The sequence below is a fragment of the Stutzerimonas sp. KH-1 genome, from assembly GCF_054483855.1.
This window is the reverse complement of the sequence record NZ_CM137011.1, coordinates 2,457,166-2,478,949: the sequence shown is the minus strand read 5'-3', so window position 1 is coordinate 2,478,949 and position 21,784 is coordinate 2,457,166. Positions and strand designations below refer to the sequence as shown.

Annotated in this window: 25 protein-coding genes; 9 read left to right on the top strand and 16 right to left on the bottom strand. The window is 63.8% G+C overall.

What is annotated here, in order from left to right; genetic code table 11:
• Positions 1-20: 20 nt before the first annotated feature.
• The 10 genes from ACX1DW_RS11980 to ACX1DW_RS11935 all read right to left on the bottom strand — a co-directional run bounded on the left by ACX1DW_RS11980 (position 21) and on the right by ACX1DW_RS11935 (position 6,780).
• Positions 21-554, bottom strand: a complete 534-nt coding sequence (locus ACX1DW_RS11980) for a ferritin-like domain-containing protein (RefSeq protein ID WP_011912275.1) — start codon at positions 552-554, stop codon at positions 21-23.
• 75 nt (positions 555-629) lie between these two features.
• Positions 630-779, bottom strand: a complete 150-nt coding sequence (locus ACX1DW_RS11975) for a hypothetical protein (RefSeq protein WP_013981969.1) — start codon at positions 777-779, stop codon at positions 630-632.
• The gene (locus ACX1DW_RS11970; protein ID WP_013981970.1) at positions 779-1,177 is read right to left on the bottom strand and encodes a Rho termination factor N-terminal domain-containing protein; all 399 of its coding nucleotides are present in this window, start codon (positions 1,175-1,177) and stop codon (positions 779-781) included. Before ACX1DW_RS11970 ends, ACX1DW_RS11975 begins: the two co-directional genes overlap by 1 nt.
• Positions 1,178-1,228: 51 nt before the next feature.
• On the bottom strand, positions 1,229-1,570 hold the full coding sequence (gene osmE / locus ACX1DW_RS11965; protein ID WP_014595977.1) for an osmotically-inducible lipoprotein OsmE: 342 nt from the start codon (positions 1,568-1,570) through the stop codon (positions 1,229-1,231).
• Between the two features lie 57 nt (positions 1,571-1,627).
• Positions 1,628-2,968: a PQQ-dependent sugar dehydrogenase gene (locus ACX1DW_RS11960; protein ID WP_200600111.1), complete on the bottom strand. Its 1,341-nt coding sequence runs from the start codon at positions 2,966-2,968 to the stop codon at positions 1,628-1,630.
• A 29-nt stretch (positions 2,969-2,997) separates the two neighbouring features.
• Positions 2,998-3,516: an MgtC/SapB family protein gene (locus tag ACX1DW_RS11955; RefSeq protein ID WP_110779018.1), complete on the bottom strand. Its 519-nt coding sequence runs from the start codon at positions 3,514-3,516 to the stop codon at positions 2,998-3,000.
• Positions 3,517-3,574: 58 nt separating this feature from the next.
• Positions 3,575-4,597 (bottom strand): DUF5924 family protein, encoded by a 1,023-nt coding sequence (locus tag ACX1DW_RS11950; RefSeq protein WP_200600108.1) that lies wholly within the window; start codon positions 4,595-4,597, stop codon positions 3,575-3,577.
• A 136-nt stretch (positions 4,598-4,733) separates the two neighbouring features.
• Positions 4,734-5,219: an SgcJ/EcaC family oxidoreductase gene (locus ACX1DW_RS11945; protein ID WP_458991630.1), complete on the bottom strand. Its 486-nt coding sequence runs from the start codon at positions 5,217-5,219 to the stop codon at positions 4,734-4,736.
• 121 nt (positions 5,220-5,340) lie between these two features.
• Positions 5,341-5,811: a DUF2726 domain-containing protein gene (locus ACX1DW_RS11940; RefSeq protein WP_110777944.1), complete on the bottom strand. Its 471-nt coding sequence runs from the start codon at positions 5,809-5,811 to the stop codon at positions 5,341-5,343.
• A gap of 381 nt (positions 5,812-6,192) precedes the next feature.
• Positions 6,193-6,780 carry an LOG family protein gene (locus ACX1DW_RS11935; RefSeq protein WP_102840610.1) on the bottom strand — a complete coding sequence of 196 codons (588 nt, stop codon included), beginning with the start codon at positions 6,778-6,780 and terminating at the stop codon, positions 6,193-6,195.
• 728 nt (positions 6,781-7,508) lie between these two features.
• On the opposite strand from ACX1DW_RS11935, the gene ACX1DW_RS11930 reads away from it, so the two are divergent.
• Complete coding sequence (locus ACX1DW_RS11930) at positions 7,509-8,420, top strand: SDR family oxidoreductase (protein ID WP_102840611.1); 912 nt, start codon at positions 7,509-7,511, stop codon at positions 8,418-8,420.
• Positions 8,421-8,461: 41 nt separating this feature from the next.
• Here the strand turns inward: ACX1DW_RS11930 and dauA are convergent, their stop codons facing one another.
• Positions 8,462-10,192 (bottom strand): C4-dicarboxylic acid transporter DauA, encoded by a 1,731-nt coding sequence (gene dauA, locus ACX1DW_RS11925; protein WP_102840612.1) that lies wholly within the window; start codon positions 10,190-10,192, stop codon positions 8,462-8,464.
• A gap of 193 nt (positions 10,193-10,385) precedes the next feature.
• Between dauA and ACX1DW_RS11920 the strand changes: the two genes are divergently transcribed.
• Together ACX1DW_RS11920 and mqo are read left to right on the top strand one after the other, a co-directional pair.
• On the top strand, positions 10,386-10,673 hold the full coding sequence (locus tag ACX1DW_RS11920; protein ID WP_044316277.1) for a PA4642 family protein: 288 nt from the start codon (positions 10,386-10,388) through the stop codon (positions 10,671-10,673).
• A 347-nt stretch (positions 10,674-11,020) separates the two neighbouring features.
• On the top strand, positions 11,021-12,511 hold the full coding sequence (gene mqo / locus ACX1DW_RS11915; protein ID WP_458991629.1) for a malate dehydrogenase (quinone): 1,491 nt from the start codon (positions 11,021-11,023) through the stop codon (positions 12,509-12,511).
• A 75-nt stretch (positions 12,512-12,586) separates the two neighbouring features.
• On the opposite strand, the gene ACX1DW_RS11910 is transcribed toward mqo, so the two are convergent.
• Entirely contained in the window at positions 12,587-12,778 is a 192-nt protein-coding gene (locus ACX1DW_RS11910; RefSeq protein ID WP_044316279.1) for a hypothetical protein, read from the bottom strand.
• Positions 12,779-12,952: 174 nt separating this feature from the next.
• Here ACX1DW_RS11910 and ACX1DW_RS11905 point away from each other — a divergent pair, with 174 nt between their 5' ends.
• A complete protein-coding gene (locus ACX1DW_RS11905) occupies positions 12,953-13,537 on the top strand; it encodes a YajG family lipoprotein (RefSeq protein ID WP_063544543.1) in 585 nt (194 codons plus the stop codon).
• A 126-nt stretch (positions 13,538-13,663) separates the two neighbouring features.
• Here the strand turns inward: ACX1DW_RS11905 and ACX1DW_RS11900 are convergent, their stop codons facing one another.
• On the bottom strand, positions 13,664-15,013 hold the full coding sequence (locus ACX1DW_RS11900) for a DUF1329 domain-containing protein (RefSeq protein WP_125868301.1): 1,350 nt from the start codon (positions 15,011-15,013) through the stop codon (positions 13,664-13,666).
• A 355-nt stretch (positions 15,014-15,368) separates the two neighbouring features.
• Here ACX1DW_RS11900 and ACX1DW_RS11895 point away from each other — a divergent pair, with 355 nt between their 5' ends.
• Complete coding sequence (locus ACX1DW_RS11895) at positions 15,369-15,644, top strand: hypothetical protein (RefSeq protein WP_200600104.1); 276 nt, start codon at positions 15,369-15,371, stop codon at positions 15,642-15,644.
• A 54-nt stretch (positions 15,645-15,698) separates the two neighbouring features.
• Here ACX1DW_RS11895 and ACX1DW_RS11890 read toward each other — a convergent pair whose 3' ends face one another.
• Complete coding sequence (locus tag ACX1DW_RS11890; protein ID WP_133456127.1) at positions 15,699-16,865, bottom strand: 1-acyl-sn-glycerol-3-phosphate acyltransferase; 1,167 nt, start codon at positions 16,863-16,865, stop codon at positions 15,699-15,701.
• 239 nt (positions 16,866-17,104) lie between these two features.
• Here ACX1DW_RS11890 and ACX1DW_RS11885 point away from each other — a divergent pair, with 239 nt between their 5' ends.
• From ACX1DW_RS11885 to ACX1DW_RS11875, 3 genes are read left to right on the top strand one after another with little or no spacing between them, the layout of a single operon-like run.
• Positions 17,105-17,287, top strand: a complete 183-nt coding sequence (locus ACX1DW_RS11885; RefSeq protein ID WP_458991628.1) for a CPXCG motif-containing cysteine-rich protein — start codon at positions 17,105-17,107, stop codon at positions 17,285-17,287.
• Positions 17,287-17,547 carry a putative signal transducing protein gene (locus tag ACX1DW_RS11880; protein WP_125870885.1) on the top strand — a complete coding sequence of 87 codons (261 nt, stop codon included), beginning with the start codon at positions 17,287-17,289 and terminating at the stop codon, positions 17,545-17,547. Before ACX1DW_RS11885 ends, ACX1DW_RS11880 begins: the two co-directional genes overlap by 1 nt.
• An 11-nt stretch (positions 17,548-17,558) precedes the next feature.
• Positions 17,559-18,176 carry an SOS response-associated peptidase gene (locus ACX1DW_RS11875; protein ID WP_102840616.1) on the top strand — a complete coding sequence of 206 codons (618 nt, stop codon included), beginning with the start codon at positions 17,559-17,561 and terminating at the stop codon, positions 18,174-18,176.
• A gap of 39 nt (positions 18,177-18,215) precedes the next feature.
• Here the strand turns inward: ACX1DW_RS11875 and ACX1DW_RS11870 are convergent, their stop codons facing one another.
• Entirely contained in the window at positions 18,216-20,345 is a 2,130-nt protein-coding gene (locus ACX1DW_RS11870) for a methyl-accepting chemotaxis protein (RefSeq protein WP_458991627.1), read from the bottom strand.
• Positions 20,346-20,476: 131 nt separating this feature from the next.
• On the opposite strand from ACX1DW_RS11870, the gene ACX1DW_RS11865 reads away from it, so the two are divergent.
• Positions 20,477-21,295: a M48 family metallopeptidase gene (locus ACX1DW_RS11865; RefSeq protein WP_063544559.1), complete on the top strand. Its 819-nt coding sequence runs from the start codon at positions 20,477-20,479 to the stop codon at positions 21,293-21,295.
• 26 nt (positions 21,296-21,321) lie between these two features.
• Here ACX1DW_RS11865 and ACX1DW_RS11860 read toward each other — a convergent pair whose 3' ends face one another.
• Positions 21,322-21,765 (bottom strand): ester cyclase, encoded by a 444-nt coding sequence (locus ACX1DW_RS11860; protein ID WP_102840618.1) that lies wholly within the window; start codon positions 21,763-21,765, stop codon positions 21,322-21,324.
• Positions 21,766-21,784: the final 19 nt, after the last annotated feature.

Genomic DNA, 21,784 nt, shown 5'->3' with positions numbered 1-21,784 from the left:
GCGAGCCGGCGGATCGCGGTTCAGTTCATGCCGTCCAGCAGGCCGGCCAAGTCGTCGGCATGCTCCTCTTCCTGCGCCAGGATGTCTTCGAAGATGCGCCGAGTGGTAGGGTCCTTGTCGCCGATGTACTGGACGATCTCGCGATAGCTGTCGATGGCAATGCGTTCGGCCACCAGGTTCTCGAAGACCATGTCGCGCAGGCCATTGCCCTCGGCGTACTGCGCATGGGCGCGTTCGGTGAGGCTGTCAGGATTGAAGTCGGGCTCGCCACCCAGCTGAACGATCCGCTCGGCCAGGCGATCGGCGTGCTCCTGCTCCTCATTGGCGTGCTCGAGGAACTCGGCGGCGGCGACGCTGGATTTCAGTCCGGTCGCCATGTAGTAGTGACGCTTGTAGCGCAGGTAACAGACCAGCTCGGTGGCCAGCGCCTCGTTCAGCAGGTTGATCACCACCTCGCGGTCGGCCGAATAGCTCTCGGTGACCGCGCCATTCTCGACGTGTTGACGGGCCCGTTCGCGCAGGCTCTGTTTGTCGCTCAGTTGTACGTAACTCATCGCCATCTCCTGGTCTATGCACCCTGTGCAGTGCTTCACGGTTCGCCAATTGAGATCGGGATGCTGGCGAAAAGTTTAGCCCGCCACCTGTTCCGGTGGCGGACGCTCCGGTTCGGACTGGCCAGGGCCGGGCTCGTCGATGGGCACCGGCTCGTCTGGGTCCTCGCGCTTGGGATTGCCCGGTGCCGGCACTGGAGGCTGTTGGCTGGTCTCGATTGAGATCATCAGCTTAGCGCCTTCAGCAACTCGTCCTTGCGCATCTTCGAGCGGCCACGAATGTCGCGCTCGCGAGCCTTTTCCATCAGCTGGTCGCGGGTCATGTCGGCAAGGCTGGTGCTGGACGAACCTGAGCCGCGTGCCGAGCCCTTGTTGGGCGATTTGCCCTTGCGCGCATCTGCGGCGCGATGGGCCGAATCCTTGCGGTCGGCGCGCTTGGCCGTTTCGCTCTTGCCCTTGCCGGAACCGCCCTTGCGTTCACCGCCACCGGACTGCTTGTTGACCGTGGCCCAGGCACGTGCTTCGGCCTCTTTCTCCGAGACGCCACGCTCCTCGTAGCTTTCCTCGATGTGCTCAGCCTTGCGCTGCTGCTTGTCGGTGTACTTGGATTTGTCTCCACGGGGCATGGTGAAACCTCCTCTGGCATCTACCACTGTGCTTGGACGTGAATGCGAGCCTCAGCGACGCAGGTTGCGCTGGTTTTCCTCGAGCTGCTTGCAGGTCAGGAAACCCTGGCCATCCACCCGGCCGGCACTGTCGAAACTGACGTAATAGGGCTGCTGCTTGCCGTCCCGGTTGAGGATGTAGTCGTGACACAGGCCCGGTACCACGGTGCGTGCCGTAGCCCGGGACGGCTCACCGCCGATGCTGAGCACGCGCGCCTGCGTCATGCCGGTTTCCACGTCCCGTACCAGCGGCTCGTCGCGATAGGTGATTCGGTCGACGGGGTTCTGCACGTTGCCGGAGCAGCCGATCAACAGAGCCAGCGGAGCGATGAAGAAAAGGGTGCGCTTGAACATGTGAGAGCCTCAGGCCGGACGGTCATGCTTTTATGGCCATCGGGCGCCTCGCAAGGTTCAACGTGGCGACGCATCGGCGGCTCGGCGGTCGTCTGGAGTGACGCGCCAGATGACGTCACCCACGTCATCGGCAACCAGCAGCGCGCCGTGCCGGTCCACCGCGACGCCGACGGGCCGGCCCATGGCTTCGCCCGCGGCGTTGACGAAGCCGCTCAGCACGTCTTCTGCCTGCCCGGCCGGCTTACCATCGCGAAAGGGAATGAACACCACCTTGTAGCCGCTACGGGGCCTGCGGTTCCATGAGCCGTGCTGTCCAACGAATGCGCCGTGCAGGTAGCGTGATGGCAGCAGCCTGCCCTCGTAGAAGGCGAGCCCGAGGGAGGCGGTATGCGCGCCGAGCGCGTAGTCCGGGACGATGGCGCGTTCGACCAGATCCGGTCGCTGCGGTTTGACCCGAACATCGACATGCTGGCCGAAGTAGCTGTAGGGCCAGCCATAGAAGCCGCCGTCCTGGACCGAGGTCATGTAGTCCGGAACCAGATCACTGCCGATCTCGTCACGCTCGTTGACGGTGGTCCAGAGAGCGCCGGTTTCAGGGTGCCAGGCCAGGCCGTTGGGGTTGCGCAGGCCGGAGGCGAACATCCGCAGCGTGCCAGCCTGTGGGTCGACTTCCAGTATCGCGGCGCGGTTGACCTCGGCGGCCATGCCGTTCTCCGCCACATTGCTGTTGGAGCCGCTGGTGACGTACAGCCGCGAGCCGTCCCGGCTGGCGATGACGTTCTTGGTCCAGTGATGGTTGATCGGGCCCGCGGGCAGGTCCACTACCTTTTGCGCGGGCGCTGTGATGCGGTGAGCACCCTGTTCGTAGGGGTAGCGCAGCAGGGCATCGGTGTTGGCCACATAGAAGCTGTCGCCGATCAGCGCCATGCCAAACGGCGAATTTAGGTTTTCGAGGAAGGTGGTGCGCACTTCCGGCACGCCGTCACCGTCGCTGTCTCGCAGCAGGGTGATGCGATTGGCGCTTGGTCCACCCGAGCCGGCGCGCGCCATGATCTTCTTGGCGATCCAGCCACGCAGGCCCTGGCTCTCCTGCTTCGGTGGGGCGTCGCTTTCGGCCACCAGCACATCCCCATTGGGAAGCACGTACAGCCAGCGTGGATGGTCCAGCTCCGTGGCGAATGCTTCGACGCGCAGACCGGGCGCGGCCTGCGGCTTGGCGCCGGATGGCCAGCCCTTGGCCGGGGCGATATGAACCGTGGGCAGCAGCGTCTTGTTCGGCTCGGGCAGAGCCGGTGTCGGGCCATAACCGCTTTCCACCGGCAGCTTGGCGGTTTCGCTGCAGCCGCCAAGGAGGAGGGCGCTGAGAAGCAGCGTGACGATCCGTGTATGGAACAGCATTGAGTGATCCTCGGTTGAACGATGGCCGGTCAGGGCGCGCGATTGGCCTCGCGTCGCTTGCGTGCTGCGCGTCGGGCGGAGTGCCGTTCCAGGCGTGGCATCAGCACGAAAATCGCGAGCGCCAGCAGGGTGCTCAGCACCGCCGTGGCCTCGTGTCCCAGGCCGACGGCGACGCCGATCGCTGCAGTCAGCCAGATACCGGCAGCGGTAGTCAGCCCCTTCACATCCTCGGCCGAATTGCCCTTGAGGATGGTGCCTGCGCCGAGAAAGCCAATGCCGGTGACAAGCCCCTGAATGACGCGGGAGATGTCTTCCGGCGACATGCCGACCTGGACTGGCACCAGCACGAACAGCGCGGCACCCAGGGCAACCAGCATGTGTGTACGCAAGCCGGCGGCCTTGCGCTTGAGTTCCCTTTCGTAGCCGAGCAGGCCCCCCAGCAAGGAGGCGATCAGCAGGCGGCTGCTGACCCGTGTCGCATCCCCCAGGTCGGTGATATCGGAAAACTCCGCGGTTACGGTACTGGAGACGATCGCCCACCATTCCATGTCCTTCTCCATGCCACGCTGGTCCTGATATGGAGTCGCGGCAGTGGCCGGGGGTTCGCTACTCGGTGACACGGAAGCGCAGCATGCCGATCATCTGGCCGGCTTCGGTGACGACGCGAACGCGCCAGCGGCCCGCGGGCTGCGCGGGAAAGTTGCGCTTGTGTGTCCATGCCCGATAGCCGGCCTCACGGCCGCCGCTGATGTCTAGAGCGATCCGGTCAACGCGACGGCCGTTGTGCGTCCATTCGTGATAGATGCGCTCCTTCAGACCCCGTGGCGCGTTGATCGCGGTGTAGGCGTACAGGCCGTTGATGCTCAGTTCGGTGGTACTGACCTCTCGCAGGCCTTTGCCGGGCTTGCGTTGGCGATCATCGAGGCTCATGGTCACGGCGACATCGGTCAGCCAGAGCGTTGCCGGCGGGACCCAGGTGCGCCCCAGCCATCCGGCTGCGCCGACCGCTACCGCCAGCAGCAGGACGCCCGGCACGTTGCGCCAGCGCCAACGAGGAAAAAGCCCGCTGAGGCTGGGTAGCGCCAGGAGCACCGCCACCGCAAGCGCCAGTTGGTAGCTCTGCGGCGTCGACAGGTGGAAGATGATCGGCAAGGCCGTGAGCAGCACCGCGAAGAGCGTCAGCGCATGGAAGCCGAGATACACCCAGCGCCTCGGGGCGAGCCATCGGTAATAAAGCGGATCGATCAGCGAGACCAGTGCCGCCGCCCCGAGCAAGCCGGTGAACAGCGCCTGGCCGCTGTTCCAGGTGGTGGTGATGGCGAAGAACGGAATGATGAAGAACAGGCTTTCCTGGTGCACCATCTGCGTCGCATAGCGCAACAGAGGGGGCGGCACCTGCCAGCCGAACCAGCGTTGCAGGCTGCGTCGCAGACTGGACTCCAGCACCAGCCAGAGCCAGCTGATCAGCATGATGAACGCGATAACCTTGGCCAGCCCGGCATGCCGTTCGACCAGCACGAAACTGGCGACTCCGGAAATGAACCCGAACAGCGCGAAGGTGCCTGGGTAGCGCCGGATCAGCCGGCTTGCCAGGTCGAACAGGTTTGACAGCAAGGCTCTGAGGCGCATGAGTGACTCGTTCTAAAGCGACGTGCCTGCCTGAAGTATCAGGCATGTCGGGAGTGCTGCATACGCGCTACTGACTCGATACCCCTGGCCTCCATCAAGTGGTTCGGCCGGACAGCGCCGGCCGACCAGGGTGCACTCAGTGGGCGGTGGTGGGGGCCTGCTGTGCGGCCTCCGCCTTTTGTGGCATGGCTGAGGAATGGTGGCTGGTAATCAACCACTCGCCAGCCTCATCGACCCATTTGTAGGTAAAGGTATAGCGCGCCGGGACCGTATTGCCGTCACCCAGTCTGAAGCTGTACAACCCTGTGTCCAGCGCAGTGTTGCAATCGATCATGATCATCCGCGAGACGATCTCGCCCTTGGGCTTCAATGCCAGGAAGTGCTTGAAGTAATCCCGTTTGGCTTCCGGCGTTTCCCGCGGCGTGTTGGATACCGTTGGCAGCAGCATCGAGTTCTGAGCGTAGTTTTCGACTACCCGCTGCGGATCGCCGGATTGCACATCTGCATTCCAGCGGTCGAACAGCGCGGCAATCTGCTTTTCGTCGGTGGCCTGACAAGCCTGGTCATTCGCCAGCGCCGGGAATGCGGCAAGCGAGAGAAGTAGGGGGAATGCGTATTTCATGGCATGACTCGTGGACGGTGGGCGAAACGCGGAATGAATCCGCTGTGATACGGCGCGGCGTGAGCGACGCCGCGCACGGTTGTGACCGTCCGGTTCCCGAGTCATTCCCGCCAGTGGTCGCTCAGGCTTCGATGGCGGCCATGATCGCCTCGTGCACCGCGGTGTAGGAGCTGGTCTTGTCCGCTGGCAAACGAACTCGCGGCAGGCCGACGGTACTGCATAACCGCTCCCTGAATTCATCGTCGGTATCGTCCAGATCGACCGCACAGACGGGCTGGAGTGTCTGGCTGTCGCACAGCAGGAAGTCGAAACGTGCCGCTGCGATGCGGTTGGTGGCCCGATACCAGTAAGCTCGCCGGGCTATGGCGGTCACCTCGACGACCTCGGCGACGCCGACCTTGGGCAGAATCAGGTACGTCTGGCCGACGGTGCGTTGCAGCATCTCGAATAGTTCACGTTCTGCCGGAGAGAACACCGGGTCCTTCAGGCGATAGGGATACTGCAGTGCCGGATGGTTGAGCTGGCGATTCTTGACGAAGAACACCAGCACGAAACAGAGGAACGCCACCAGCGTCAGGGCGAGCCAGCTCATAGGTGCCTCCAGCGAAGGTTGGTTTTCTGATCGGCGCCGGCAAGCCACGGCGCATGTCGTCCAGTTGAGTGCTGAGTATGGAATTGGTTCGTCTGGCTTATCCACGATAGCTGTGCGCGATGCTGTGGATAACCGCTGAGTTGTCTTCTGTAATGCCTGCCGGACAAGCGTTCGGGCGAACTGTTCAGGATTTGAGCAGTATTGCCTCAAGCGCTTGCGCGAGGGCTTTGAGGCTGCCGCGGGCTAGGACGATGGACGCTAGCAGAGATTTATCCACGGCTATTGTGGATGCTCATGTGGATAACATGGGGGCGCTGCGCTGCAGACCAGTGGTGCCCTGGCCTGCAGCGCGCTGGTTGGATTTTGATCAGCCGTATCCGCTCAGCGGGGAGCAGCCTTTGCCCAGCGACTGTGCGCTGGAGGCTGCCACGCCTCGAGCAGCTGGATGAGAGCCTGTGGATCGTCGCTGCGCTGCAGCATCTCGCGGTGTGGACTGCGGACGAAGCCCTCTTCCACCAAGTGATCGAGGAAGTGGCTGAGCTTGCTGTAGAAGTGATGTACATCCAGCAGGCCAAGCGGCTTGGGATGGTAGCCAAGCTGGCCCCAGGTCCAGACCTCGAACAATTCTTCCAGTGTTCCCAGCCCGCCGGGCAGGGCGATAAAGGCGTCCGCCAGTTCGGCCATGCGTGCCTTGCGCGCATGCATGCCGTCGACGACTTCCAATCGGGTTAGGCCAGTGTGGCCGACTTCGGCGTCCTTCAGGCTCTGCGGAATAATGCCGATGACCTCGCCACCGGCCGCCATGGTGGCATCCGCGACCACCCCCATCAGGCCGACGGCACCGCCGCCGTAGACGAGGCGGATACCGTTGGCGGCCAGGGTGCGGCCGAGCTCCTGGGCGGCTTGTTCATAGACGGGATTGGTACCGCGGCTGGCGCCGCAGAAAACACAGATGGAACGAAGGGACATCGGCTACTCCGCTGGTTGGGGCTGGCAGCGAAGGTTACGCCGCCATGCCCCGCGGGCCAAGGGAGACCGACGTCTTGGATCGAGCGCCAGGAAATGACACTTAGCGGTCGCTCAGCACCCTGCGGCAGCCGAAGCGTAATTGGCGAACAGACGCTCGAACAGGCTGTGGCTGAACATGGTGGGTCCTCCTCGCTTCGTTGACGGACTCATGCTACGACCCATGCGCCGGCGTTGCTCTTAGTTTTTGGCCATTACGGCGATAGCGCCATGTCTATGCTGCGGTTGTCCCCGAATTATGTGCGTGACTCTGTGGATAACCTTGGGAAGGCTGGCTGCAAGCGAAGCGCAGCAAGGCATGGGGCGGCTAGTACGTTTTTTGCCCAACCATGTGCTGTGCGACTGCAGGCCGCATTGCAGAAGGCTTGACGAGAGTTTTGTCAAAGTCGAGGGCCATGATATCCCGCGGTTGGATCGCCCCCGGTTATCCACGAAAGCTGTGGAAAACTCTGTGAGTTGTTTGGGTAAACAAAGCCGCAGGCGGCTAACGGCGTGGCCGAGACGATGCTGGGTGAAATCCGCTCAGGTCCATGACTGATCAGGACGGGTCATCCCCAGCCCTTATGCCGCGGCATTCATTTCTGGCGGATTGCTTGTGACGGCGCCAAGGCCTGTTGAACACTCCGGTCCTCGCATCTCATCCAACAAGAAACCGCTGAGGGAGTTCGCATATGACTGATGCCATCCGCTTCGAAGACAAGGTCGTGATCGTGACCGGGGCCGGCGGTGGGCTGGGGCGCGCCCATGCGCTGCTGTTCGCCCGCCATGGCGCCAGGGTGGTGGTCAACGACCTGGGCGGCAGTACCCAGGGCGAGGGCGCGAACAGTTCCGCGGCCGATCGGGTGGTCGAGGAGATTCGCCAGGCCGGTGGCCAGGCTGTCGCCAATCATGACTCGGTCACCGACGGCGATCGCATCGTTCAGCAGGCTCTCGACACCTACGGTCGTATCGACGTGGTGGTCAACAATGCGGGCATCCTGCGTGACAAGACCTTCCACAAGATGGATGACGCCGACTGGGATCTGGTCTATCGCGTGCACGTCGAGGGCTCCTACAAGGTGACCCGTGCCGCCTGGTCGCACATGCGTGAGCAGGGCTATGGCCGGGTGATCTTCACCGCCTCGACCTCCGGCATCTACGGTAACTTCGGTCAGTCCAACTACGGCATGGCCAAACTCGGTCTGTACGGCCTGACCCGTACCCTGGCGCTGGAAGGACGCAAGAACAACGTGCTGGTCAATGCCATTGCGCCTACCGGTGGTACCCGGATGACCGAGGGGCTGATCCCGCCCCAGGTGTTCGAGCAGCTGAAGCCGGAGCTGGTCAGCCCGCTGGTCGTCTACCTGGGCAGCGAACAGTGTCAGGACACCGGCGGCCTGTTCGAAGTGGGTGGCGGCTGGATGGGCAAGGTACGTTGGGAGCGCAGCCTTGGTGTGGGCTTCGATCCGAAGGCCGGGTTCGATGCCGAGGACGTCGCGGCGCAATGGCAGCAGATCTGCAATTTCGAGAACGCGGCGCATCCGGCCGACAACATCGAAGCGCTGAAGGAGATGATGGCCAACCTGCAGAAGTATGCCGGCTGACCGTCCTCCGTATGAGCGTCCGCCGGGCTGCCGGCGGATCGTCAGGCCGGGGCCGCGTCTGGCTCCGGTCGCAACAGGCGCAGCGCTTTTTCCCGCGCCTGACTGAGATTGCGCACGTACAGCAGATGCCCCTGCAGGCGATGGATGCCGGCACGGCGCAGCTTCAGCCGGACCTGCGCACTGCTGCCGCTGAGGATGAGGGTGACGCCCAGCCTGCGGTAATCCACCAGCACGTTTTCCAATGCGGCCAACGCGGTCATGTCCAGCATCGGCACGGCGCTGATGTCGACGATCACCACCTTGACCTCGGGATTGAAGCGCCGCAGCGCGCCCAGCGCCTTTTCCGCAGCGCCAAAGAACAGCGGGCCGCGAATGGCATAGGTGGCGACATGTTCGGGCATGTCCTGAAGCACGCGACGCTGCTCGCGGGAGAGCGTGGTGGTGTCGGTCAGCTCGCTCATGCGCTTGATGAACAGCCCCGCCGCCAGCAGCAGGCCGACACCCACGGCCAGCACCATGTCGAACAGTACCGTGAGAATCAGGCAGGTCAGCAACACCAGCACGTCGCTGCGCGGCGCGATGCGCAGCACATGCATCACGTGCGGCGCCTCGCTCATGTTCCAGGCCACCATCACCAGCAGCGCTGCCAGCGCTGCCATCGGCAGGTAGCTGAACAGCGGCGCCAGCCAGAGGATCGCCACCAGTACCACGCCGGCGTGGATAATCGAGGCCAGCGGCGAAAACGCGCCGGCTCTGACATTGGTCGCGCTGCGGGCGATGGCTGCGGTCGCGGTGATGCCGCCGAACAGTGGCGCAACCAGATTGCCGAGGCCTTGACCGATCAGCTCGCCGTTGGGCTCGTGGTTGCTGCCGGTCATGCCGTCGGCCACTACGGCGCAGAGCAGCGATTCGATGGCGCCGAGCATGGCGATGGCGAAGGCTGGCGCCAGCAGTTCACGGAACAGTTCGTAGCTCAGTTCCAGGGGCTGGCCGTCCGCTCCGGGCAGCAGCCAGGGCCAGGCGAAATCAGGCAGGAATGGCGGAATGCCGGGGTGGGTGACGCCGTCCAGGGTATAGCTGAACCGTTCGCCAAGGGTCGCCACTGACAATCCGGACGATTCCAGCAGCAAACCTGCCAGCGCGCCGACGGTCAGCGCCACCAGATGACCGGGCACCTTCGGCACCCAGCGCGGCCAGATGATCAACAGCGCCAGACAGATCGCCGCCACCAGCGCATCGCCCATATGTGCGTCGGGCAGTGAGCGCAGCACCAGGCCGACCTGCTCGACGTAATGCTGCGGCTGCTCGGTGAGGATCAGGCCGAACAGGTCTTTGATCTGCAAGGTAGCGATGACGATACCGATGCCCGCGGTAAAGCCGAGGGTAACGGGGTAGGGGATGAAGGCGATCAGGCGGCCGGCGCGCAGCAGGCCGAGGGTGATCAGGATCAGGCCGGCAAGCATGGTGCACAGCAGCAGCCCGCCAAGGCCGAACTGCTGGGTGATCGGCAACAGGATCACCACGAACGCCGCCGTCGGCCCTGAAACGTTGAAGCGCGAGCCCCCGGTCAGTGCGATCAGCGGAGCAGCCACCAGCACCGTGTACAGGCCGTGCTGGGGTGCCACGCCGACTGCGATCGCCAGCGCCATGGCCAGCGGGATGGCGATGATGCCGACGGTCAAGCCGGCACTGATGTCTCCGCGCAACGCGCGGGCTCCGTATCCCAGGCTCAGGGCCTGCCGCCATGCCGCAAACAGAGGGGGGAACTTCATGTGCGGAACGCTCCTTGTAGGCGAGGGCGCCATTATAGGCGCCAGATACCACTTGTTATTTGTGACGAACAATCGCTCGCGATGGTGGCCAGGCGATGTACGACCTTGGTCGCAAGCAGGTCTGGCGCGTTGAGTGAGCCGGCTGCGAGGAGTAAACTGCCGCCCCCGTGAGACCCCGTGGACCGGAGGCGGCATGCGTAAAGACAAGAAACAGGTGATTGGCGACGAGATCGCGGACGATTCGATCAAGCTGTTTCTTCAGCCTGAGCCGGCTGACGATACGCCCCCTTCGCTGCACAAGCTGATCAAGGCCTATCGTGGCCTGCGCATCGATGACTTCGAACGCTTCCTCGGCTTCTTCGTGGCTGCCGGCTATGACCTGGACGCCCGGGATGCCAAAGGGCAGAGCTTTATCGACCTGGTTGCCGACCAGCGTCAGGCCAGGCCCTATATCGAGCTGATCGAAGCCATGCGCGACTGAACCGCCGGTCGCTGTTTCGTATCGAACGCATCGGATCGCCTGTGTGCGCCACACGAAGCGCGACGACGATCAGGCTCGGCAACAGATTCGCAATCGTTTTTTCTCGCCGCGTCAGCCGTTGAGCATTGGGTAAGGCCCGCTCCGGAGGGACGGCAGCGAGAGGAAGGAGGCCAAAAGCCGCCCTTCCGACAGCTGGCAGGCAGCCTGTGGCTGCCTGTTCTCGGGCACATGTTCCCGAGCAGCGGTCCAGGCACATGCTCCGTGCCTGACCGTCTGGCTGGTGGGTTTTACGGGGCCGCGTACTGCGGTCTCGACAGTTTAATGCTGTGATTCTGGAGAACGCGTTGATGACGCAACACGATAGCGAAGCAGTGGATATGGTGCTGGTGGGAGCCGGCATCATGAGCGCGACCCTGGCGGTACTGCTCAAGGAACTCGATCCCAATATCAAGCTGGAAATCGTCGAGCTGCAGGAGTCCGGAGCCATCGAAAGCTCCAACCCGTGGAACAACGCGGGTACCGGTCACGCCGGACTTTGCGAGCTGAACTACACCCCCGACAGCAAAGACGGCGCGATCGACATCAAGAAGGCCGTGCTGATCAACACGCAGTTCGAGGTCTCCAAGCAGTTCTGGGCCTACCTCGCCGACCGTGAAGGCTTCGGCTCCCCGCGTGATTTCATCAATGCCGTGCCGCACCTGAGCTTCGTGCGCGGCAGCAAGAACATCGACTATCTCAAGCGTCGCTTCGATGCGCTGAAGACCCATCACGCCTTCGCGGACATGGAATACAGCGAGGATCGCGCGACTCTGGCCGAGTGGATGCCGCTGATGATGCCGGGCCGCGATCCGAGCGAGCCGATCGCCGCGACGCGCGCCATGAACGGCACCGACGTCAACTTCGGTGCGGTGACCAGCCAACTGCTTGGCTATCTGTCGCGCAGCGGTGGCGTCAAGGTGTCCTACAACCAGAAGGTCACTGGCCTCGATCGCACGGCCAGCGGCTGGAAGGTCGACATCAAGAACACCCGCACCGGCGACTCGCGCCAGGTGCAGGCCGGCTTCGTTTTCCTGGGTGCTGGCGGCGCTGCGCTGCCGCTGCTGCAGATGTCCGGTATCGAGGAAGGCAAGGGCTTCGGCGGCTTCCCGGTCAGCGGCCAGTGGCTGCGCTGCGACAACCAGGAAATCGTCAAGCAGCACCAGGCCAAGGTCTACAGCCTGGCCGCGGTCGGCGCGCCGCCGATGTCGGTGCCGCACCTCGATACCCGCGTCGTCGCCGGCAAGAAGTCCCTGCTGTTCGGACCCTATGCCGGCTTTACCACCAAGTTCCTCAAGCGCGGTTCGTTCATGGACCTGCCGCTGTCGATTCGTCCGAGCAACATTGGCCCGATGATGGCCGTGGCGCGCGACAACATGGACCTGACCCGCTACCTGATCAAGGAAGTGATGCAGTCCATGGAGGATCGCCTGGAAACGCTGCGCGGCTTCTATCCCGAGGCCAAGGCCGAAGACTGGCGCCTGGAGATTGCCGGCCAGCGCGTGCAGATCATCAAGAAGGACCCGAAGAAGGGCGGCATTCTGCAGTTCGGCACCGAACTGGTCGCAGCGAAGGACGGCACCATCGCCGCGCTGCTCGGCGCATCGCCGGGTGCTTCGGTGACTGTGTCCATCATGCTCGATCTGCTCGAGCGCTGCTTCCCCGAGCAGTACCGCTCGCAGGCCTGGTCGAGCAAGCTGCAGGAAATGTTCCCGGCACGCGAAGCCACGCTGCAGAACGACGCGGCAGCCTATCGTGAGATCAGCCAGATGGCGGACAAGCGCCTCGGCCTGACCTACTGACCAGCTGCGCTGAAGCGAAAAAAGCCCCGTACCGAACGTACGGGGCTTTTTTGTGCCTCCGGGTTTACCTGCGCATCACGCCGCGCGCAGGCTCTCGGCGGGAAGCGGCTGGCCAATCCAGCTCAGGCGAGCTTCCTCGACCTCGACCCAGGCGACGCCCTCAGGCTTGCAGACGCTGCTGAGCAGCATGCGGCAGCGGCCATGTTCATCCAGCAGGGCGAAATGGCGAGGCGGGCGGCGGCGCAACAGGGAAATGAGCTGGCGCATGATGGTCTGCACTCATGATGATTGGCATGTCGCCGTTATCGCAAAGCCGTGTGACAACAGCGTGAAAAGGAACGCGGCAGTGGCGCCGCCGGTCTGAATCGCATCACTGTCGGCGCGTCGTGCCGGTGGGTATACTGCGCCGCATTCATCGCCCCTAACCCTGGAGAAAACAGCATGCTGCAACGCCTGTTGTTCGGTCTTGTCACCGTTCTTGGAATGAGTCTGGTCGGTTGTGCCCACAGCCCGCAGCAGCTCGACCCGAACCCCAAACTCAACGGCACCATCAATCCCGTTGGCCAGGGGCAGCCCGTGGTCGTACGGGTGGTCGATGCGCGCCCATCGCCGACCCTCGGCACTCGTGGCGGCCTGTATCCGGAAACCAGCGCGGTGATCGTGCCGAGTGCCAAGGTCATCCCCAAGCTGCAGGCCCAGACCGAAGCCGCTGTGCGACTGCTCGGTTTCACGCCATCGCCGAACGCCTATAACGCGCCGCAGCTGACGCTGACCTTGGCCGAGCTGAAGTATCAGTCGCCGAAGGAGGGGCTGTACGTCACCGAGGCCAACATCGGCGCGACGCTGAAGGTCGAGGTGCAGAATGCCGGCAAGCGCTACAACGGCCGTTATGGGGCCTCGTTGAATCAGCGCTTCGGCATGGCGCCCAACGAGCAGACCAACACCAAGCTGGTCAGTGACGTCTTGAGCGACGCGCTGACCCGGGTGTTCCGCGACGACAACATCGGTCGTCTGCTGGCTGAGTAAGCCTGCGCGCAATACCGCAAGCCTCTCCGAACCCCGCCGCGGCTGTCCGCGGCGGGGTTTTCTTTTGCATGGGTAATAACGACGACGCCCCGCACGAGGCGGGGCGTCAGTGGCGACCAGGCTGTATCAGCGTACGCCGGAGTTGCGCAGAGCGGCCGGAGTGTACTGGTTGGAGTTGGCCTTGTAGTTATAGGTGTAGGGGTTCTTCTCTTCGTTCTTCATGCCCATGACCAGATAGCGGCCCGAGATGAGATCGTAGAGGGTCTCCATGGAGTACAGCGGGACCTGTACGTTGTAGAAATGCAGGCTGTGCGCCTCGGCGACGCGCCAGAGCTGGTTGCGACCATCGTAGTGATCGACGACCGCGGCCTGCCAGGTGTCCTCGTCGATGAAGAAGTGGCGCTTGGCATAGATATGGCGCTCGCCCGCCTTGAGGGTCGCTTCCACTTCCCATACGCGGTGCAGCTCGTAGCGGGTCAGATCCTGGTTGATATGGCCGGCCTTGACGATGTCTTCGTACTTCAGCTCGGGCGAGTCCAGGCGATAGGAGTTGTAGGGGATGTACAGCTCCTTCTTGCCGATCAGTTTCCAGTCGTAGCGGTCCGGCGCGCCGTTGAACATGTCCAGGTTGTCGGAAGTGCGCAGGCCGTCCGCAGCAGTGCCCGGGCCGTCATAGGCGACCTGCGGGGCGCGGCGCACACGGCGCTGGCCGGCATTGTAGATCCAGGCCATGCGCGGCTCCTTCACCTGGTCCAGGGTTTCGTGCACCAACAGCACGTTGCCGGCGAGGCGGGAGGGCTCGGTGACCTGCTGCTTGAAGTAGAACAGCACGTTGCCATGCTTCTCTGGGTTGTAGTCGGTGAGGGTATCGGTGTAGACCACCTCATCGACGAACTTGACCAGGCTGAAGCTGCCGTTGACCTGCGGCGTGGCTTGTGCCACGACCCGGCGCGCGGAGCCGCCGCGATAGCGGGTGATGTGGTTCCAGGCCACTTCCAGGCCGTCCTGGGGAATCGGGAAGGCAATCGCCTTGTCGAAGTTCTCCAGGCCGTTGCCGCCGCGGACCAGTTTGGTCTGCGTGGCGTTGCGAGCGGCGGCGTCGTAGACGTGCTGCGGCATCGCGGCGCTGCGGCGGGTCTCATAGACCGGCAGACGGTAGCTGTTCGGGTAGCGCTTGAGCATCGCGATCTGCCCGGGCGTCAGGTTGTCCTTGTACTGCTCGTAGTTCTGCGCGGTGATGGTGAACTTCGGCTTGTCGCTGGCGTAGGGATCGCCGACGAAGCCATCGGGCGTGACCGGCGCGGCGTCCTGTGCCAGACCACCGGTCCAGGCCGGAATGGTGCCTGCCGCATTGCCTGCCTTCTCTGCACCGACCGGGGTCAGCTCGTTGCCCAGGCGCGCCGCCTCGGACTCGGATACCGCAGCCATGGCGCTACTGGCCAGCAGCGAAAGGGTTAACGCTCCGGTTGTGAACATTGTTGTTTTCATTATTTCGTCCTGTTTTCTGAATACTTATTCCCCGTGGCGCAGCCAAAGCCGCCACCAAGTGATCGGCGTAGCGATGCGTGCCGGCAGCGACTCCGGGTGATGCCAATGGCTGTCGCCGTCCACCCCCGCACACGCTCTATTTCGCCGTTTCGAGGTATGCCGAGGGTGAAGGTGGGGCCGGTCATAAGTCAAGGCCGACCGGTGAACATGACGCCATAATCTGGAGTGATAATGGTTCGAAGATTAGCCATCCCGTCGGACTTATGTGGCGAAGCGGCTCGGCACAAGTACACTGGGCGGCTGCCTGGCATCGGCCAGACGAAGTGCAATCCGAGGAATTCCAATGATGTTTTACGCGCAGTCCGAGCTGATCCTGGCTCCGGCGTTGCTTCTCAATGCGCTAGCTCTGGTGTGCGCCCTTTGCGGCGGGTGGCTATTGGCCGCGACCCAGTGGCGGATCGCACGGGCCAGTTCTCGGGCGACTCAGGCCGTGGTCGGCTCCTCTACGCTGCCGGCCCGCGCGGCTTCTACCGCTCGGATCAATCAGGTCTTCTACCGCTTCGGTGCGGGCGCTCTGGCGCTCGCCCTCGGCCTCTCCATGGCCTCGCGGATGCTCTGAGCGTCGCACTCAGAGCGGGCCTGCTGGCGATGCACGGCGTGCCGCGTCAACCGCTCAGGGCTCCATGCCCGCCAGCAGGCGATACTGGTTGCGCACCGGTGTCGCGTACTGCTGGATCAGGTACGGCTGCTGCACGCTCGGGCAGGCAGCGAGACGCTTGCTCCATTCGGCTTCGGCGCGCTCCACTTCTTCGCGACTGAACAGCTCGGCGGCGCTGGGCACCTGGAGTTCCGGGTCACGGTCGTCCCACAGGCGGTACGCGAGGTAGTGCACCGGGAACAGCCGGTAGCTGCCGAGAATCTGCCGATCCACCACCAGGGCCATCTGCTTGGCGTCCTCGGGCACGCTTTCCATTGGCGTGCCGAAGGCGATGTGCACCCGGCCTTTATAGCCGGTGATACCCAGGGCGATGCTCGCGTCATCCTCGCCTGGCGCCTTGCTGTAGGTCCCGGTGGTGGCGCGGATGTACAGCTCGCGGGCCTTGGCCTGGTCGCAGGGGTCGTATTCGTAGCTGATCGACACCGGCACCGGGCGCAGCGCCGCCAGTGCTTCGGCGAAGGCTTCGTCCTTGCGACTCATGTGCAGCATCTTGAGAATGGCCGAGTCGGTGCGGTCGTCACCGTCCTTGGCGCGGCCTTCGGCCTGAGCGATCCAGACCGACTCGCCGTCGTTGCGGATCGAGTGGTTGATGTATGCCGAAAGCACCTGGTAGGCGGCCAGCTTCTCGCGGCGGCCGGTGATCGAGCGGCGCACGATGAAGCTCTTGTTCAGGCGCATCAGGTCGCTGACGAAGGGGCGCTGCAGCAGGTTGTCGCCGATGGCGATACGCGGAGTGCGGATGCCGGCCTGATAGACCGCATAGTTGACGAAGGCCGGGTCCATGACGATGTCGCGGTGATTGGCCAGGAACAGATAGGCTCGGCCTTTCTGCAGCTGCTCGAGCCCGGAGAAGGTGACGCCGTCCGTGGCACGCTCGATGGTGCGGTCGATATAGGCCTCGATCTTGTGCTGCAGGGCATCCACCGTATGGATGCTGGCGAACTGTTTGCGTAACCGCTGCGAGATGACCGGCTTGATCAGCCAGCCCAGGCTGTCGGCCAGCCGCGGGAAACGGAAGTGCGCCAGAATGTCGAGAAACTCGCGATCGGCGAACAGGCGCGCCATGACCAGCGGTACTTCGGCGTCGGCGTAGGGTCGGATGGCTTCGAATTCGTCCATCATGCTCTCTGTAAAGGAAACGAGGAACGGGCCTGCAACGGGTGCGCAGGCAATTCGCGGAACGGACCGGAGCCGGCTGGCTCATACTCATCGAGTAAACGGCCGTTTCGCCGCATGCCTGTGAAACCCTGCTTGCGGCCCAGGGTGCCCAATTGCGGGACACACCGAGTCGGTCTTCTTAAAGGTTCGAATCAGCGACCTTTAAAGACGGCGATTATAGCGACAAGTCACGCGGAGGACCGATGCTGGAAACACAGCTCTTTCATTGCCCCTATTGCGGCGAGCCGATCGAGGCCGTTCTCGATCTCAGCGCGGGCGATCAGCAGTACATCGAGGACTGCGCCGTGTGCTGCCGGCCGATCGTCTTCGATCTGCATACGGACGGCGAGCAGTGGCAGCTGGAAACCCGTGGGGAGGATGAATGATGCGGCGTATCTACGAGCCGCGCGATCTGCTGGAGGCGGAAATGCTCAGCGGCATGTTGGTTGCCGAGGGTATCGACGCATTCCTGGCAGGCAGTCATCTGATCGGCGCCATGGGCGAACTGCCGGCGGCCGGGCTGCTCGGGCTCATGGTCGCGGATGAGGATGCCGAGCGGGCACGTCAGCTGATCGCTGCGTACAATGGCGCCGAGCCGTTGCCGGGCGATGAACCGGAGAGTTACCCCGGCGAACTGATCTGCTGACGAGTCTTTTTATGTGCGGTCGCTATGCCCTTTTCCGCTGGAGCCAGGACTTCGCTGCCTTGCCTGGCTTCCCCTCCGATCAGCAACCGCACTGGAGCCTCGCGCCTGGCGCTTCGGTGCTGCTGTTGCGCCAGGTCGATACGCAGTTGCAGCTCAGCCGCGTGCGCTGGGGGCTGACGCCGGCCTGGCTTACCGATCTGACGCGCACGCCGGCCCAGGCGCGGGCGGAAACCATCAGCGAGCAGCCGATGTTCCGCGAGGCGTTTCGCCTGCGCCGCGGGTTGCTGCCAGCCAACGGCTTCTACGAATGGCGCGGCTCGGCGCGCAAGCGCCCCTACTGGATGACCTGCGAAGGCTCGCTCGCCTATTTCGCCGCGCTCTGGGAAGCCTATCCGGTGCAGGGGCACACCTATCTCAGTGCTGCTGTCGTGACCCAGCCGGCGGCCACGCTGCGCCGGCCGCTGATCCTCGACGAGGCGGGGCAGGCGGCGTGGCTCGATCCCGCCACCCCTCCCGAAACGCTTCAGCAATTGTTGCTGCAACCAGCCCCGACGCTGCGCGAGCGGCCGCTGGCGACGCTGGTCAACGACCCGCGCCTCGATTCTCCAGAATGCCTCACCCCCGCTTGAGACATCCGCCTGGCTGCCCGGTCCTGCCGACAGCTCCGGTCAGACCCTGAACTGATTGATCAGGCGGCGCTGCTGCTCGGCCAGACGCGTCAGGCCGGCGCTGGCCTGGCTGGCTTCCTCGGCGCCACCGGCGACCTCCTGTGCGACCTGACCGATGTTGGTGACGTTGCGGTTGATGTCCTCGGCCACGGCGCTCTGTTCCTCGGCGGCGCTGGCGATCTGGTTGTTCATGTCGTTGATCAGCGAGACCGCCTGGGTGATTGCCTGCAGCGCTTCGGCAGCCGCATCGGCCTGCTCGACGCTGCGCTGGGTGCGGTTCTGACTCTGCTCCATCACCTGCACCACGTCCCGGGTGCCGTTCTGCAGCTGCTGGATCATCTGCTGAATCTCGCCGGTCGCCTGCTGCGTCTTCTGCGCGAGGTTGCGGACTTCGTCGGCCACGACGGCGAAGCCGCGGCCCTGCTCGCCAGCACGCGCCGCCTCGATCGCGGCGTTCAAGGCCAGCAGATTGGTCTGCTCGGCGATGCTGCGAATGGTGACCAGAATAGCGTCGATATTTTCGCTGTCGCGAGCCAGCGTCTGCACCACCTCCACTGCACGGCCGATCTCGTCGGCCAGTTCGGCGATGGTCGAGCCGGTGTCCTGGACGATATGCCGGCCCTGATTCGCGGCGCGGTCAGCATTGCCCGCCGCTTCGGCCGCCTGGGTCGCGTTGCGCGCCACGTCCTGAGCCGTTGCGGTCATTTCGTGCACAGCGGTGGCCACCAGCTCGATTTCCGCCAGTTGCGTCTGCACCCCCTTGTCGGTACGGATAGCGATGTCGGCGGTGTGCTCGGAAGCGTCGCTGACCTTCTGCACCGAGCCGACCACCTCGCCGATCATGCCCTGCAGGCGTGCCAGGAAGGCGTTGAAGCCGGCGGCAATCTGGCCTAGCTCGTTGCGACTGTTGATGTTCAGGCGCTGGGTCAGGTCGCCTTCGCCCTGGCCGATGTTGTCCAGCATCACCACCATCTCGCGCAGCGGACGGGTGATGCGCCGGCTGACCAGCCAGATTGCCAGCAGGCCGGCAAGGCCGATCAGCATGCCGATGATCAGCATGGTGGCCAGGCTGCTGCGGCTTTCCTCGCCGAGCGCCGCCATGAGCTGTTCCAGGTCCTTCATGACTTCGGCAATCGGTAGCTGCAGCATCAGTACCCAGCGGGCGTCGGTGCCTTCAAAGGAGAAAGGCAGGAACAATGCGACGTGGCCATTCGCCTGGTCGATCTGATAATGGGTCTGGCCGGCCGGCAGGCGCTGGACGAGCGCCTGCTCCTCGGCGTCGAGGATCTGTGCTGCCGGCTTGCCGATCAGGTTCTTGTCGCTGCTGTAGGCGGCCAGGCGGCCGTTGTTCGAGATCAGCGCGATCTGCCCGACACCGCCATAGAGCTGCGCATTGGCATTGCTCAGCAGTTGCTGGATGAAGTCGACACTGATGTCCGCGCCGACGATGCCATGGAATTTGCCGTCGACGATGATCGGCGCGTTGAACGAAGACAGTAGCGACGTTTTGCCATTCATCTCATAGGGGGCGGGATCGCCGACGCACGGTTTGAGTTGCTCGCGCGGGCACAGGTAGTACTCGCCGGCACGTACGCCTGTATCCAGCAGTCGGGTGTCTTCGATATCGGTGAGGCGGTCGACCAACAGCTTGCCGCTGCCGTCGCGGTATACCCAGCTGGCGAAGCGACCGTCGACCATGCCCGGCTCGTCGCCGCGATACATCAGGTCGTTGGCATCCACGCCGTTGGGCTCCCAGGCGATATAGGTGCTGGTCAGCTCGGGATTCTCGATCAGCGTCTGGCGCGCGAGGTTGATCAGTTCCTCGCGCCGGAGGTTGGCCATCGGCATGCCGTCGTCGCCGGTCAGCGCGGTAAGCGTGTGCACCCGCGCGAGGCTCGTGGCGATCTGCAGAGGCGCCTGCAGTTGCGCCTGGATCCGGCTGACCTGGGTCTGGGCGAGGGCGGTGACGCGCTGCTCGACCATGCCGTCGATCAGCGAGCGGGTCCGCTCCTCGACCAGCGCCTGGCTGCGCATGCCGGAAACCATTGCATATAGCAGAAGTGCGGCGATCACGGCCAGGGTGCAGGTGCCGGCCAGCGCGGCAAAGGCGGTCTGGATGGATCGGAACATGTGCGGAACTCCAATTGCGCAGCGGATAGGCAGGCTATCGGCCGGATTTCCGACAACTGCAGCGGGCACGTTCGGTTGCCTGACAGGTGGGCCCGCTCTAGGATACGGCGCAGGTTTTCCGGAGAAACTCGATGTTCAAGCCGCACAGATTGTCGCTGTTGGCCGCTGCTGTCGTGCTGGCGGGCTGTCAGGCCGTCAACACCACCAGCGGCGGCGCCGTAGGCGTCGACCGCAAGCAGTACATGTTCAGCATGCTGTCGACCGAGCAGGTCAACCAGATGTATGCCCAGTCCTACCAGGAGACGCTCAGTGCGGCGTCGAGCAAGGGTGTGCTGGAGAAGAACAGTGCAATCGCCAAGCGGGTCAACGGCATTGCCCAGCGGCTGATCGCCAAGGTCGGAGTGTTCCGTCCCGATGCCACGCAATGGGATTGGCAGGTCAACGTCATTGACAGTCCGGAGCTCAACGCCAACTGCGGCCCGGGCGGCAAGATCATCTTCTACACCGGCCTGATCGAGAAGCTGAAGCTCACCGATGACGAGATCGCGGCGGTGATGGGGCACGAGATCGCCCACGCATTGCGTGAGCACGGCCGCGAAGCCATGTCCAAGGCCTACGGCGTGCAGATGGCGACTCAGTTGGGTTCGGCTATGGGTGTCGGTACGGGTGGCCTGCAGCTGGCGAACATGGGCGTCGAATACCTGATGACGCTGCCCAACAGCCGCGGCAACGAGAACGAAGCGGATCTGATCGGTCTGGAACTGGCCGCTCGTGCCGGTTACAACCCGAACGCGGCGATCACGCTGTGGGAAAAGATGGCCTCGGCCGGTGGTTCGGCTCCGCCTGAGTTCATGAGCACCCACCCTTCCTCGGCGACTCGCACCGCGGCGCTGCGTGCCAATATTCCGAAAGTGATGCCGCTCTACGAGCAGGCCCGCAGCGGCCGCTGACCGAGGCGACGCTGCTCGCCGACCGCTCAGGTCGGCGACAGCAGCGTCGAGAGAGGTGTTTCGATACCCAGCTGCTGGTGCACGCCCTCGAGATCGATCAGTGTGTGAATTTCCTCGATATCGCCGGCCGGATTGAGCGTCCAGACGCTCATGGCGGCGATGGCGAGGATCTTGTCGGTGGCCGAATAGCCGAACAGCGGCGTCGCCAGTGTTCCCATCACCGTGCTCGAGGTGACCACCTTGTGGCCCTCGCAGATGCACTCGTCCACCACCACTTCCAGGTCCGGCATGGCGCTACGCACATTGCGCACGAGCTCGGCGAAGCCTGCGCTGTTCAGCGGCTGGCCAATGAATGAGCCCTTGTAGGCGAAATACTTGCTCTGCATCTGTTCGGAAAGGGCCAGGCGGCCCTTGTTCCAGCTCAGATCGATATGGTTGCAGACTCGTTTCTTGCGTCCATCCGCTGACATGCAGCCTGATCTCCTCGGG